The organism is Streptomyces torulosus (genome assembly GCF_001419765.1).
GTDB lineage: Bacteria > Actinomycetota > Actinomycetes > Streptomycetales > Streptomycetaceae > Streptomyces > Streptomyces torulosus.
The window spans coordinates 1-13,897 of sequence record NZ_LIRK01000245.1; the positions used below are offsets into that span (position 1 = coordinate 1).

Here is a 13,897-nt window from a genome sequence, read left to right on the forward strand (position 1 = left end):
CCCGTGCGAACAACCGCGCGTACGGCCTCGCGCCCTCCGCCACCGCACCCCCTACCGCACCCCCGCCCGCTCCTTCTCCTCCGCGGTCTCCCTCTCGCCCTCCGGGGCCTTCTTCGGCCAGATCGTGTAGGCGAGGGCGACCAGCCCGTGGATCCCGGCCGCGCGGAGCGCCGCCCACTGGAACGACCTCAGCGACGCGACGTTCCCGTCGTCGCCTACGTACCAGACGGCCGCCTGGAGCAGTGCCAGCGCGACACCGGCCGCCACCACGGTCCGCAGCCAGAGGGCACCCTCGTGCCGGGCCCTCGCCGTGCCGTACTTCGGCGGCCCCACCGGCTTCGGACCGCCCGCCAGGCGATGCGCGGCATGGCCGTCCAGCCAGCGGATCATGTAGTGGCCGTAGCCCACGGTGAACCCGATGTAGAGCGCCGCCAGGCCGTGCTCCCAGCTCGGTTCCGCGCCGTTCTTGAGGTCGATCGCGGTCACCACGAAGAGCACCAGCTCCAGCACGGGCTCGCACAGCAGCAGGACCACACTCGTCCGGCGCCACCTCAGCAGATAGCGGACGGCCAGGGCGAGCGCCAGCAGCGCCCAGAAACCGACCTCGCAGGCGATGATCAACGCGACGATCACGACTCGCTCCTTTCGTTCACCCTTCCAGGCTCCCGACAGGGCCGGCCGGAATCGTCGTCGGCGATGACGAACCCGCAATACATCGAAGGATGCAGTCCAGGACCGTCCCCGGGCATCAGGCGGCGAGCACCCGCGCCGTGTTGGATGGGGACATGGCCGTACGACCGCCCCGCCCGCACCCCTTCGACGTGCGCGCCGCCCTCGCCGGACTGCTCGGCGGCCTGCTGCTGTGGGGGATCCACCTCGCGACCCGCCCGGCCGACGACCCGATCGTGCTGCTCGACGGGCGCTGGTGGATCCTGCTGCCCCTGGTCGTGACGGCGGCCTGCGAAGCGCTCCGCCGCACCCTGCCCCGCACCGCCCTGCTGGTCGGGTGGGCCGCGCTGACGGTGGACACGATCACCCAGGGCAATCTGGTCACGGTGGTGATGTTCACCGACCTGGTGTACGCGTCCGTGGTCTACGGCCCGCCCGCCACCGCCCGCCGTGTCCTGCGGGTCTCCGGAGTGCTCACCGTGACCGGCACGGTCGTGCCGGTGGCGATCTGGCGGGTACCGGAGGCGGTGCTCGTGGGCGCGGTCATCGGCCTGGTCGCCTTCATGCCGGCCGCCACCGGCTGGATCGTCCGCAACCACCGCGACGCCGCCGAGGCCGCCCGGCTCCACGCCGAACAGACCGCGCTGCTCGCCGAGATGGACCGCGCCCAGGCCGTCGTGGCCGAACGGGCGCGGATGGCACGGGAGTTGCACGACATGGTGGCCAACCATCTGTCCGCGATCGCGATCCACTCCACGGCCGCGCTCTCCCTCGACGACCCGGACACCTCCCGGCAGGCCCTCGGGGTCATCCGCGAGAACAGCGTCGAGGGCCTCGCCGAGATGCGCCGCCTGATCGGCATCCTCAGGGACACCGGCGGCGACAACGAACCGGCCGCCGCCCCCACCCTGGACGGACTCGGCGCCCTGGTCGACGGCGCCCGCACCAACGGCCTGGACGTCACCCTCGACGCCGACCACGGCGACAGCCTGCCCGCACCCGTGGGCCTCGCGGCCTACCGCATCGTCCAGGAGTCCCTCACCAACGCCCTCAAGCACGCCTGCCCCGGCCGCGTCATGGTGACCCTGCGGCAACCGAACGGCTCCCTCCACATCGCGGTGACCAGCCCGTACGGCGACCGGCACGGCCCGAGCGCCCCCGGATCGGGCGCCGGCCTGGTCGGCATGCGGGAGCGGGTCGCGCTGCTGGACGGCACCTTCGAGGCGGGGCCCGAGAGCGCGGAGCACGGCAAGATCTGGGTCGTACGCGCCTGCCTGCCGGTCACCGAAGGAGAACCCGCATGATCCGCGTCCTCGTCGCCGAGGACCAGTCCGCCGTACGCGCCGGGCTGGTCCTCATCCTGCGCAGCGCGCCCGACATCGAGGTCGTCGGCGAGGCGGCCGACGGGGAGCGGGCCGTGGCGCTCGCCCGGGAGCTGCGGCCCGACCTGGTGCTGATGGACGTGCAGATGCCGCGTCTCGACGGGGTGTCCGCGACCCGCCAGGTCGTCGCCGAGGGCCTGGCGGACGTCCTCGTCCTCACCACCTTCGACCTCGACGAGTACGTGTTCGGGGCGCTGCGGGCGGGCGCCGCCGGGTTTCTGCTGAAGAACACCGAGGCGAAGGACCTGATCGCGGCCGTGCGGACGGTGGGGCGCGGCGAGGGGCTGATCGCCCCGGCCGTCACCCGGCGGCTGATCGCCGAGTTCGCCGCCGGGTCGGACCGTGAGCCCTCGGTCGACCTGTCGGTGCTCGACTCGCTGACCCGACGGGAGCGCGAGGTGCTGTCCTGTCTCGGCCAGGGGATGCCGAACGCGGAGATCGCGGTGCGGCTCGACATGGCGGAGGCGACGGTGAAGACCCATGTGAGCCGGCTCCTCGGCAAGCTCGACCTGCGCAGCCGGGTCCAGGCGGCCGTACTGGCCCAGGAACTGGGGATCTGACGCGCCGGAGGGGTGTCCGGCGGCTCTCGGGCGTGCTGCCCGGCGTCGCGCACTGGTCCAGACCCATTGACCTATGGTCCAGACCTTTCTATTCTCGCCGCACTGCGCCACGTCATGCTCATGCTCACGACACCCCACAAGGAGGCGCGTCATGCGCTTCAGGCACAGACTCACGGCGGGCTTCGCCACCCTGCTGCTTCCCCTGACGGGCCTGGTCGGTCTCGCGACCCCGGCCCACGCGGCGGCTGCGTCCTCAGCAGCTACCGCCACCTACACCAGGACCCAGGACTGGGGCAGCGGCTTCGAAGGAAAGTGGACCGTCAAGAACACCGGCACCACCACGCTCAGCTCCTGGACCGTCGAGTGGGACTTCCCCTCCGGAACGTCGGTCACCTCGGCCTGGGACGCCGACGTGACCTCCTCCGGCTCCCACTGGACCGCCAAGAACAAGTCCTGGAACGGCTCTCTGGCCCCGGGCGCCTCCGTCTCCTTCGGTTTCAACGGGAGCGGCTCAGGCTCCCCGGCGAACTGCAAGCTGAACGGCGGCAGCTGCGACGGCGGCCCCAGCGTCCCCGGTGACGCGGCACCCTCCGCCCCCGGCACCCCGACCGCGTCCGGTGTCACCGAGACCTCGGTCAAGCTCAGCTGGAGCGCGGCCACCGACGACAAGGGCATCAAGAACTACGACGTCCTGCGCGGCGGCAGCAAGGTCGCCACCGTCACCGGCACCACCTACACCGACACCGGTCTGACCGCCGGCACCGACTACTCCTACACCGTCCAGGCCCGCGACACCGCCGACCAGACCGGCCCGCTCAGCGGCGCGGTCGCCGTCCGCACCACCGGCGGGGTCGTCGACCCGCCGCCCGGCTCCAAGGTCAAGCTCGGCTACTTCACCGAGTGGGGCGTCTACGGCCGCAACTACCACGTCAAGAACCTGGTGACCTCGGGCTCGGCAGCCAAGATCACCCACATCAACTACGCCTTCGGCAACGTCAAGAACGGCCAGTGCGTCCTCGACGACTCCTACGCGGCCACCGACAAGGCGTACACCGCCGACCAGTCCGTCAGCGGCACCGCCGACACCTGGGACCAGCCGCTGCGCGGCAACTTCAACCAGCTGCGCCAGCTCAAGGCGAAGTACCCGCACATCAAGGTCCTGTACTCCTTCGGCGGCTGGACCTACTCCGGCGGCTTCGGCCAGGCCGCGCAGAACCCGGCCGCGTTCGCCAAGTCCTGCAAGGCCGTCGTGGAGGACCCGCGCTGGGCCGATGTCTTCGACGGCATCGACATCGACTGGGAGTACCCGAACGCCTGCGGTCTGACCTGTGACACCTCGGGCCCGGCGGCCTTCAAGAACCTGATGTCGGCGCTGCGCACCGAGTTCGGCGCGAACTACCTGGTCACCGCGGCCATCACCGCCGACGGCTCCTCCGGCGGCAAGATCGACGCGGCCGACTACGGCGGCGCCGCCCAGTACCTCGACTGGTACAACGTGATGACGTACGACTACTTCGGCGCCTTCGACAAGGACGGCCCGACCGCCCCGCACTCCCCGCTCACCTCGTACCCCGGGATCCCGCAGGCGGGCTTCAACTCCGCCGACGCCATCGCCAAGCTGAAGTCGAAGGGCGTCCCGTCCGCGAAGCTACTGCTGGGCATCGGCTTCTACGGCCGCGGCTGGACCGGCGTCACCCAGTCCGCCCCCGGCGGAGCGGCCACCGGCGCGGCGCCCGGCACCTACGAGGCGGGCATCGAGGACTACAAGGTCCTGAAGAACTCCTGCCCGGCCACCGGCACCGTCGCCGGCACGGCCTACGCGTACTGCGGCGGCAACTGGTGGAGCTACGACACGCCCGCCACCATCGGCACCAAGATGACCTGGGCGAAGAACCAGAACCTGGGCGGCGCGTTCTTCTGGGAGTTCAGCGGCGACACGAGCAACGGAGAGCTGGTGACCGCGATCAACAACGGTCTGAAGTGACCGGCTGAGGAAGATCAGGCGAGTGAATGTGGCTACGCCACATTCACTCGCTGTCCGGGCGGGGCTGCCTCCAGCCACGCGAGGAAACCGGTCAGCGCGTCCTCGCTCATCGCCAGCTCCAGACGCGTGCCCCGGTGGAGGCAGACCAGGATGATGTCGTCGGGCAGGAGCACCAGCTCCTCGCCGTCCGGGGTGCGACGGCCGGCCACCTCGATCGCCGAGCGTTCCAGGACACGGCGCGGGCGGGGCGAGTACGAGAAGATCCGGAACCATTCGATGCGGTCCCCGTTGTAGCGGGCGATGCCGTAGCCCCAGCCCTTGCCCTTCTCCTCGCCGCCCACGGGTTTCTCCGGGGCGTCCCACCGCAGGCTGCAGTTGAAGGTTCCACCGGAGCGCTGGATCAGTCGGCGGCGCAGTCCGAAGACGACGAGCCCCACCACCACGAGCGCGATCACCGACCCGCACACAGTCAGAGCGAGGACCATCGACACCGACCTCCTCGTCTCCTAGGTAATGGAACGTAAAAAACACCCGTATTCACCTCAGCCGCGGCCGGATCAGGATGTTTCCATCCAGACCCAGCCGCGGCTGAGACACAGCATCACACGGCGCACCCGTTCAGCGCGCCGACACCGTCCGCAGTCGGACGTCCGCGCGGCGCTCGGCGGCGGCGTCGCCCTCCGCCTTCGCCCGCTCCAGCTCGCGCTCCACGCGCTGGACGTCGATCTCGTCGGCCAGCTCGGCGACCTCGGCCAGCAGGGACAGCTTGTTGTCCGCGAACGAGATGAATCCACCGTGCACGGCGACGACGACGGTGCCGCCCTCACTCGTACGGATGGTCACGGGGCCCGACTCCAGCACACCGAGCAGCGGCTGGTGACCGGGCATGACGCCGATGTCGCCGGACGTGGTGCGTGCGACGACCAGGGTGGCCTGGCCCGACCAGACCTCTCGGTCGGCCGCGACCAGCGCGACGTGCAGCTCAGCAGCCAAGGTGGCTCCTCGGGTCACCACCCGGCGGTTCCGCCGGGTGTTGGGTTCAATTCTAGAGGGAGTACAGAGAGGGGCGGGACGCACCCCTAGAGGTGTGGTCTCGCCCCCCACTGTTCACGAATTGCCGGGCGTCAGCTGACGCCGAGCTCCTTCGCGTTCTTCTTGAGGTCCTCAAGACCACCGCACATGAAGAACGCCTGCTCCGGGAAGTGGTCGTACTCACCGTCGATGATCGCGTTGAACGCGGCGATCGACTCGTCCAGCGGCACGTCCGACCCGTCGACGCCGGTGAACTGCTTGGCGACGTGGGTGTTCTGGGACAGGAAGCGCTCCACGCGACGGGCACGGTGGACGACGAGCTTGTCCTCCTCGCCGAGCTCGTCGATACCGAGGATCGCGATGATGTCCTGCAGGTCCTTGTACTTCTGCAGGATGCTCTTCACGCGCATGGCGGCCGTGTAGTGGTCCGCCGCGATGTACCGCGGGTCGAGGATGCGGGACGTCGAGTCCAGCGGGTCCACGGCCGGGTAGATGCCCTTCTCGGAGATCGGACGGGAGAGAACCGTCGTCGCGTCGAGGTGGGCGAAGGTGGTGGCCGGGGCCGGGTCGGTCAGGTCGTCCGCGGGGACGTAGATCGCCTGCATCGAGGTGATCGAGTGACCACGGGTCGAGGTGATGCGCTCCTGGAGGAGACCCATCTCGTCGGCCAGGTTCGGCTGGTAGCCCACCGCGGAGGGCATACGGCCGAGCAGGGTCGACACCTCGGAACCGGCCTGGGTGAAGCGGAAGATGTTGTCGATGAAGAACAGCACGTCCTGCTTCTGCACATCGCGGAAGTACTCCGCCATGGTCAGACCGGCGAGGGCGACGCGCAGACGGGTGCCCGGGGGCTCGTCCATCTGACCGAAGACCAGCGCGGTCTTGTCGATGACGCCGGAGTCCGACATCTCCTCGATGAGGTCGTTGCCCTCACGGGTGCGCTCACCGACACCGGCGAACACCGACACACCGTCGTGGTTGTTGGCGACGCGGTAGATCATCTCCTGGATGAGCACCGTCTTGCCGACGCCGGCGCCGCCGAACAGACCGATCTTTCCACCCTTGACGTACGGGGTGAGGAGGTCGATGACCTTGACGCCGGTCTCGAACATCTCGGTCTTCGACTCGAGCTCGTCGAAGTTCGGGGCCTTGCGGTGGATGGACCAGCGCTCACCGTCGTAGGTCTCGTCGACGTTCAGCACCTCACCGAGGGTGTTGAACACCTTGCCCTTGGTGAAGTCGCCGACCGGGACGGTGATGCCCGTGCCGGTGTCGGTGACCGGGGCCTGGCGGACCAGACCGTCGGTGGGCTGCATGGAGATGGTGCGGACCAGGCCGTCACCCAGGTGCTGGGCGACCTCCAGGGTCAGCGTCTTCAGCTCGCCTGCGTTGGCCGGGTCGGCCACCTCGACGTGAAGGGCGTTGTAGATCTCCGGCATCGCGTCGACGGGGAACTCCACGTCGACGACCGGGCCGATGACCCGGGCGACGCGGCCCGTGGCAACGGCCGTCTCAGAAGTCGTCGTCATTACTTGTCACTCCCCGCGGTCGCGTCGGAAAGGGCTGCGGAGCCACCGACGATCTCGCTGATTTCCTGGGTGATTTCGGCCTGGCGGGCCGCGTTGGCAAGACGGGAGAGCGTGTTGATCAGCTCGCCCGCGTTGTCGGTCGCCGACTTCATCGCGCGGCGGGTGGCGGCGTGCTTGGAGGCAGCCGACTGCAGCAGCGCGTTGTAGATACGGCTCTCGACGTAGCGCGGCAGCAGGGCGTCCAGGACGTCCTCCGCCGACGGCTCGAAGTCGTACAGCGGCAGGATCTCGCCCTGGGGCTTCTCCTGCGCGACCTCTTCGAGGCTGAGCGGCAGCAGGCGCGCGTCGAGCGCCTGCTGGGTCATCATCGAGACGAACTCGGTGTAGACGATGTGGAGCTCGTCCACGCCGCCGTCCGCCGTGTCCTTCTCGATGGCCTCGATCAGGGGCGCCGCGACCTTCTTGGCGTCCGCGTACGTGGGCTCGTCCGTGAAGCCGGTCCACTGGTCCGCGATCTTGCGCTCACGGAAGTTGTAGTGGGCGACACCACGGCGGCCGACGATGTACGTGTCGACCTGCTGGCCTTCGGCCTCCAGCCGTGCCGTCAGCTGCTCCGCGGCCTTGATGGCGTTGGAGTTGAAGGCACCGGCCAGACCACGGTCACTCGTCAGCAGCAGCACTGCGGAACGCGTGACCGTCTCGGCCTGCGTGGTCAGCGGGTGCTTGGTGTTCGAACCAGTCCCCACCGCCGTGACCGCGCGGGTGAGCTCGGTCGCGTACGGCGTGGAGGCCGCCACCTTGCGCTGCGCCTTGACGACGCGCGAGGCGGCGATCATCTCCATCGCCTTGGTGATCTTCTTGGTCGCGGTGACGGATCGGATGCGACGCTTGTAGACCCGGAGCTGGGCTCCCATGAGTCAGGTCCCTTCCTTACGTCACTTGGAGACGCTGACGGCCGCCGGAGCGTCCTCGCCGAGCAGCTTGCCGTCCGAGGTCTCGAACTGCTTCTTGAAGTCGGCGATCGCGTCGGCGACAGCGGTCAGCGTGTCGTCCGAGAGCTTGCCGCCCTCCTTGATGGAGGTCATGAGGCCCTGCTCCTTGCGGTGCAGGTACTCCAGCAGCTCCTTCTCGAAGCGGCGGATGTCGGCGACCGGCACGTCGTCCATCTTGCCGGTGGTGCCGGCCCACACGGAGACGACCTGGTCCTCGGTGGACATCGGCTCGTACTGGGCCTGCTTCAGCAGCTCGACCATGCGCTGGCCGCGCTCCAGCTGGGCCTTGGACGCGGCGTCCAGGTCGGAACCGAAGGCGGCGAACGCCTCCAGCTCACGGAACTGGGCGAGGTCCACGCGCAGACGGCCGGAGACCTGCTTCATCGCCTTGTGCTGGGCGGAACCACCGACGCGGGAGACGGAGATACCGACGTTCAGCGCGGGACGCTGACCGGCGTTGAAGAGGTCCGACTCCAGGAAGCACTGGCCGTCGGTGATGGAGATGACGTTGGTCGGGATGAACGCCGAGACGTCGTTGGCCTTGGTCTCGACGATCGGCAGACCGGTCATCGAGCCCGCGCCCATCTCGTCGGAGAGCTTCGCGCAGCGCTCCAGCAGACGGGAGTGCAGGTAGAAGACGTCACCCGGGTAGGCCTCACGGCCCGGCGGGCGGCGCAGCAGCAGGGACACGGCGCGGTAGGCGTCGGCCTGCTTCGAGAGGTCGTCGAAGATGATGAGGACGTGCTTGCCCTCGTACATCCACTGCTGGCCGATGGCCGAACCGGTGTACGGCGCCAGGTACTTGAAGCCGGCCGGGTCGGACGCCGGGGCGGCGACGATGGTCGTGTACTCCAGCGCGCCGTTCTCCTCCAGCGCGCGGCGGACCGACGCGATGGTCGAGCCCTTCTGGCCGATGGCGACGTAGACGCAGCGGACCTGCTTCTTCGGGTCGCCGGAGCGCCAGTTGTCGCGCTGGTTGATGATCGTGTCGACGGCCAGGGCGGTCTTGCCGGTCTGGCGGTCACCGATGATCAGCTGACGCTGGCCACGGCCGATCGGGGTCATCGCGTCGACGGCCTTGTAGCCGGTCTCCATCGGCTCGTGCACCGACTTACGGGCCATGACGCCCGGGGCCTGCAGCTCGAGGGCGCGACGACCGCTGGTCTCGATCTCGCCGAGGCCGTCGATCGGGTTGCCGAGCGGGTCGACGACGCGGCCGAGGTAGCCCTCGCCCACGGCGACCGACAGGACCTCGCCGGTACGGGTGACCGGCTGACCCTCCTCGATGCCGCTGAACTCACCGAGGACGATGGCGCCGATCTCGCGCTCTTCCAGGTTCAGCGCCAGGCCGAGGGTGCCGTCCTCGAACTTCAGCAGTTCGTTGGCCATGGCCGAGGGAAGACCCTCGACCTTCGCGATGCCGTCGCCGGCAAGGGTGACCGTACCGACCTCCTCGCGCGAGGCCGCGTCCGGCTTGTACGACTGGACGAAGTTCTCCAGCGCGTCCCGGATCTCCTCCGGCCGGATCGTGAGCTCCGCCATCTGGGTTCCCTGCTCTCCTTGTTGGGCCCGAAGTTTCAACTTGGGGGTCTGGGGGCGACCCCCAGGAATCCTCTGCACGGCCCAACCGGGCCGTAGGTACGTACTGCGTATGAAGTTGCTCAGCTCGCCAGACGGCGGCCGGCGTCCTCGAGTCGGTCCGCGATCGAACCGTTGATGATCTCGTCGCCGACCTGCACCCGGATCCCGCCGAGGACGCCGGGGTCCACGTCGAGGTTGAGGTGCATCGGGCGGCCGTAGAGCTTCGCCAGGGCGGCGCCGAGGCGCTGCTTCTGGGTGTCGCTCAGCGGGACCGCCGAGGTGACGACGGCGACCATGCGGTTGCGGCGCTCGGCGGCGAGCTTGGACAGGGACTCGAGTCCCGCCTCCAGGCTACGTCCCCGCGGCGCGGTCACAAGGCGCGTCACCAGACGCTCGGTGGTGGCCTTGGCACGGCCGCCGAGCAGGCTGCGGAGCAGTTCGCCCTTGGCCGACGCGCCCGCGGCGCGGTCGGTCAGCGCGGACCGCAGCCCGGTGTTCGAGGCGACGATCCGGCCGAACCGGAACAGCTCGTCCTCGACGTCGTCGAGCGTGCCCGACGTCTGCGCGGCGGTGAGGTCGGCCAGGGCGGCCAGCTCCTCCAGCGCGTCCACCAGGTCGCGCGACTGCGACCACCGGGAACGCACCAGACCCGCAACCAGGTCGGCGGTGGTCCCGCTGACCTGGCCGCCGAGGATGCGCCCGGCCAGTTCGGCCTTGGCCTCGCCGGCCTGCGCCGGGTCGGTGAGGACCCGACGCAGCGACACCTCGCGGTCGAGCAGCGCGGTGACGGCGGCCAGCTCGTCGGCGAGCGCGGCCGCGTCCACGGACGTGGAGTCCGTCAGCGCGTCGAGACGCTCACGTGCGGCTGCCAGGGCCTCGCGGCTCGCTCCGTTCATCGCGTCGCCTCGGCCTTCTCCTCGAGGTCGTCGAGGAAGCGGTCGATGACGCGGCTCTGCCGGGCGTGGTCCTCGAGGGACTCACCGACGAGCTTGCCGGCCAGGTCGGTGGCGAGCTTGCCGACGTCCTGGCGCAGCGCGGAAGCGGCGGCCTTGCGGTCGGCCTCGATCTGGGCGTGACCGGCGGCGACGATCTCCTCACGCTGCCGCTGGCCCTCGGCGCGCATCTCGGCGATGAGCGCGGCGCCCTGCTCCTGCGCCTCCTGGCGCAGTCGCGCGGCCTCGTGCCGGGCCTCGGCGAGCTGAGCCTTGTACTGCTCGAGCACGCTCTGGGCCTCGGTCTGCGCGGCCTCAGCCTTCTCGATACCGCCCTCGATGGCCTCGCGGCGCTCTTCCAGAACCTTGTTGATGTTCGGGAGGAGCTTCTTGGCGAGGAAGCCGAAGACGATGACGAAGGCGATCAGGCCGATGACGAGCTCGGGGATCGGCGGGATGAGGGGGTTTTCGGCCTCCCCACCAGCCGCCAGGTTAACCAGGCTCATATCAGTGCCTTCCGTCTAAAGGGGCGGTCCGACGAACCTGGTCAGGAGGTCGGGTAGACGAACGGCATGACCAGACCGATCAGGGCGAGCGCCTCACAGAAGGCGAAGCCGAGGATCTGGTTGGCGCGGATCAGGCCGGCCGCCTCGGGCTGGCGGGCGAGGGCCTGGGTGCCGTTACCGAAGATGATGCCGACGCCGACGCCCGGGCCGATGGCCGCCAGGCCGTAACCGATGGAGCCAAGGTTGCCCATGATCTGAGTCTCGGCGAGGGTCTGGAGAGCGGACATGCCGGTTCTTCCTTCTCTTTCAATGACCGGTGGGGGTTGGCCACCGGATGTCTGGTGGTGGGTCGGGGCTCTCAGTGGTGCTCGGCGAGAGCGCCCTGGATGAAGCTGCAGGTCAGCAGTACGAAGACGTACGCCTGAACGGCCTGGATGAAGAGCTCGAAGGCGGTCATCACGAGGACCATCGTGAAGGACACGGCGGAGTAGGCGATGCCGATGCCGTTGAGCATGTACCAGGTGGCGATCGTGAACAGCAGCAGCAGCGTGTGGCCGGCGAACATGTTCGCGAACAGTCGAACGGCGTGGGTGAAGGGCCGGACGATGAGGTTCGAGAAGAGCTCGATGGTCATCGACAGCGGGAGCACTCCGCCCAGCGACTTGTCGTAGCCGGTGAAGTTCTTGAAGGCACCGACGAAGCCGTGCCGCTTGAAGGTCAGCGAGACCCACAGGATGTAGACGATCCCGGCCAGGACGGCGGGATACGAGATGATCGCGGTGACCGGGAACTGGGCGATCGGGATGATCGACCAGACGTTCATGATCCAGACGAAGAAGAAGAGGGAGACGATGAGCGGAACGTACTTCTCGCCTTCCTTCTTTCCGAGCGTCTCGTAGACGACGCCGCGTCGCACGAAGTCGTAACCCGCTTCGGCCACCATCTGGAGCTTGCCCGGGACGACCTTCGGCTTGGCGAAGGCGGCCCAGAAGAAGCCCACGATGATGATCGAGCCGAGCAGCGCCAGCAGCATCGTCTTGTTGAAGTAGACGGCGTCGTCCTGGTGGCCCAAGAGGGGCTCGAAGAGGAACGAGTGCAGGCCCGGAGCGACATCGGCGAAGCCACAGCCGTCGAAAATGTGGCAGTCGGTCTCGAAGGCGAGCACCTGCGTCGGATCAGCACTCACCGCGGGCTCCTTCAGCGTGGCGCATGGGTACGGCAACCTCGTTGTGTCGGCGCGGCGCGCAGCCGCGGGTCGGCACTGGACTGGTGTTACGGATGTGGGGGCGGCTGTGGGGCATCGAGCCTCGCACTAGGGCAGGCGTCAGCTCGATCGCCCGCGCCCGCGATGCCGCAGTTGGCACCGGACGATAGCAGGATCTCCTGCGGTCACTTATCCCGCCCCTACCCCTCACGACGAGTGCCCCGATTTTTCGGGCTTGTTGCCCGTGGAGGAATCGGGTTCGACGTAGAGGACCTTGGCCTTCATGTGGGCGCGCGTCTGTGCGCCGATCCACACGAGGGTGGTGGCGACGAGCGTGAACGCGAAGGCGCGAGGGTGGAAGAGCGTGGTGTTCTTGAACGCGGCCAGGAAGATGAACAGCAGCAGAATTTGTGCCGCGTAGAGCATCAGGCCCATCGCCTGGAACAGATGAGGAAGCGATTTGGCAGTGCGCTGCAGAACGTAGAGCCCGATTCCCATGAAGAGGATCGTGATCACCGCGGCGACAATGGCGCCGACCGCCCCCTTGCCCCCGACGACCACACCGCTGATGACTGCGGCGATCGCGCCGGCGGCAGCCGTGGGCACGGCGGCCTGAAGGAGGATCCGGGCGTCATTGGACGGCATGGCGGCAACTCCGCTTACTAAGGGGGCAGGTGTCGTCATGGACGAGCGTAGTCCCCGGGGGCGAGCGGAATTCTCACGCCGCTGGACCGTCGCACTGCGGTCCTTCGGCTCCATCCGGGGTTCTCGTGAACCGTATCACAAACTATTTGATGAGGTCTTTACCTGAATGGTGTGCACGACGTCACACATGAGAGTGAACGTGCCCGTCTGTGCAAAATCAGGGCCGACTTGTCTGGTATAAGGGCGGTTTGCCCTCCCAGGTTCTTGCATGCCATCGGCAAAGGCTTAGTCAGATTCTTACCTTGGCGTCAGCGCGACGTCCCGCCCTTGAGCCTCGCGGCCGAACGGCAGAACGGCAGAGCGGCCGGGGGCCGTGTGCGGCTTGCGCACACGGCCCCCGGCCGCTGGAGTCACTCCGGCGAGTGTCGGGTCAGGCCTTCTTGATCTTGCCCTTGAGCTTGCCGTCGATGTAGCCGGCCCAGCTGCGACCCGCCTGGATCCTGAAGCACTGGTTCTTCTTCAGGCTCTTGTCGAAGGTGTAGTAGTCGCCCTTCTTCTTCTTGAATTCCTTCCAGCCCGTCAGCGACTTCCAGTCCTTGCCGCAGGTGATGAGGCGGATGCCGATGCCGTGGTCGTAGGTCTTCTTCGTGATCGTGAACTGGACCTTGCCGGCCGCCGTCGTCTTGAACTTGGCGTCGTCCTCGACCTTCTGCGCCTCATTGGTGTTGAAGTTGAAGGGCAGGACCTTGGTGGCAGGAGCGGCCGAGGCCTGCGTCGCCGTCAGGCCGAGCGAACCACCGAGCGCCATGACGACGAGCGTGGTGGCGATGGACTTGCGCATGCGTCCCCCATGAATGGTCGGTCACGGGGGCGTCGGACCC

Annotated in this window: 15 protein-coding genes; 3 read left to right on the plus strand and 12 right to left on the minus strand. The window is 68.4% G+C overall.

Features of this window, described 5'->3' with window-relative positions:
• Window positions 1-51: 51 nt before the first annotated feature.
• Window positions 52-633, minus strand: a complete 582-nt coding sequence (locus tag AOK23_RS17375) for a hypothetical protein (RefSeq protein ID WP_055713619.1) — start codon at window positions 631-633, stop codon at window positions 52-54.
• 152 nt (window positions 634-785) lie between these two features.
• Between AOK23_RS17375 and AOK23_RS17380 the strand changes: the two genes are divergently transcribed.
• The 3 genes from AOK23_RS17380 to AOK23_RS17390 all read left to right on the plus strand — a co-directional run bounded on the left by AOK23_RS17380 (window position 786) and on the right by AOK23_RS17390 (window position 4,595).
• Window positions 786-1,973 carry a sensor histidine kinase gene (locus tag AOK23_RS17380; protein ID WP_055713620.1) on the plus strand — a complete coding sequence of 396 codons (1,188 nt, stop codon included), beginning with the start codon at window positions 786-788 and terminating at the stop codon, window positions 1,971-1,973.
• On the plus strand, window positions 1,970-2,611 hold the full coding sequence (locus AOK23_RS17385) for a response regulator (RefSeq protein ID WP_055713621.1): 642 nt from the start codon (window positions 1,970-1,972) through the stop codon (window positions 2,609-2,611). Before AOK23_RS17380 ends, AOK23_RS17385 begins: the two co-directional genes overlap by 4 nt.
• A 151-nt stretch (window positions 2,612-2,762) precedes the next feature.
• Window positions 2,763-4,595: a glycoside hydrolase family 18 chitinase gene (locus tag AOK23_RS17390; protein ID WP_055713622.1), complete on the plus strand. Its 1,833-nt coding sequence runs from the start codon at window positions 2,763-2,765 to the stop codon at window positions 4,593-4,595.
• A 32-nt stretch (window positions 4,596-4,627) separates the two neighbouring features.
• On the opposite strand, the gene AOK23_RS17395 is transcribed toward AOK23_RS17390, so the two are convergent.
• From AOK23_RS17395 to AOK23_RS17445, 11 genes are all read right to left on the minus strand, one after another.
• A complete protein-coding gene (locus AOK23_RS17395; RefSeq protein ID WP_055514818.1) occupies window positions 4,628-5,080 on the minus strand; it encodes a DUF2550 domain-containing protein in 453 nt (150 codons plus the stop codon).
• 133 nt (window positions 5,081-5,213) lie between these two features.
• On the minus strand, window positions 5,214-5,588 hold the full coding sequence (locus AOK23_RS17400; RefSeq protein ID WP_055514820.1) for a F0F1 ATP synthase subunit epsilon: 375 nt from the start codon (window positions 5,586-5,588) through the stop codon (window positions 5,214-5,216).
• A 131-nt stretch (window positions 5,589-5,719) separates the two neighbouring features.
• A complete protein-coding gene (atpD, locus tag AOK23_RS17405; protein ID WP_055713623.1) occupies window positions 5,720-7,156 on the minus strand; it encodes a F0F1 ATP synthase subunit beta in 1,437 nt (478 codons plus the stop codon).
• Window positions 7,156-8,070, minus strand: a complete 915-nt coding sequence (locus AOK23_RS17410; RefSeq protein WP_055713624.1) for a F0F1 ATP synthase subunit gamma — start codon at window positions 8,068-8,070, stop codon at window positions 7,156-7,158. Before AOK23_RS17410 ends, atpD begins: the two co-directional genes overlap by 1 nt.
• Before the next feature lie 21 nt (window positions 8,071-8,091).
• A complete protein-coding gene (gene atpA / locus AOK23_RS17415) occupies window positions 8,092-9,690 on the minus strand; it encodes a F0F1 ATP synthase subunit alpha (protein ID WP_055713625.1) in 1,599 nt (532 codons plus the stop codon).
• Between the two features lie 119 nt (window positions 9,691-9,809).
• A complete protein-coding gene (locus AOK23_RS17420; protein ID WP_055713626.1) occupies window positions 9,810-10,625 on the minus strand; it encodes a F0F1 ATP synthase subunit delta in 816 nt (271 codons plus the stop codon).
• A complete protein-coding gene (locus tag AOK23_RS17425; RefSeq protein ID WP_055514830.1) occupies window positions 10,622-11,167 on the minus strand; it encodes a F0F1 ATP synthase subunit B in 546 nt (181 codons plus the stop codon). The genes AOK23_RS17420 and AOK23_RS17425 overlap by 4 nt, the downstream gene beginning before the upstream one ends.
• Window positions 11,168-11,208: 41 nt before the next feature.
• Window positions 11,209-11,454 carry an ATP synthase subunit c family protein gene (locus tag AOK23_RS17430; RefSeq protein WP_055514831.1) on the minus strand — a complete coding sequence of 82 codons (246 nt, stop codon included), beginning with the start codon at window positions 11,452-11,454 and terminating at the stop codon, window positions 11,209-11,211.
• Window positions 11,455-11,525: 71 nt separating this feature from the next.
• Entirely contained in the window at window positions 11,526-12,353 is an 828-nt protein-coding gene (gene atpB, locus AOK23_RS17435; protein WP_055713627.1) for a F0F1 ATP synthase subunit A, read from the minus strand.
• Window positions 12,354-12,578: 225 nt separating this feature from the next.
• A complete protein-coding gene (locus tag AOK23_RS17440; RefSeq protein ID WP_055514835.1) occupies window positions 12,579-13,016 on the minus strand; it encodes a Cg1360 family ATP-synthase-associated protein in 438 nt (145 codons plus the stop codon).
• Between the two features lie 430 nt (window positions 13,017-13,446).
• Window positions 13,447-13,857 carry a hypothetical protein gene (locus AOK23_RS17445; RefSeq protein ID WP_055713628.1) on the minus strand — a complete coding sequence of 137 codons (411 nt, stop codon included), beginning with the start codon at window positions 13,855-13,857 and terminating at the stop codon, window positions 13,447-13,449.
• Window positions 13,858-13,897: the final 40 nt, after the last annotated feature.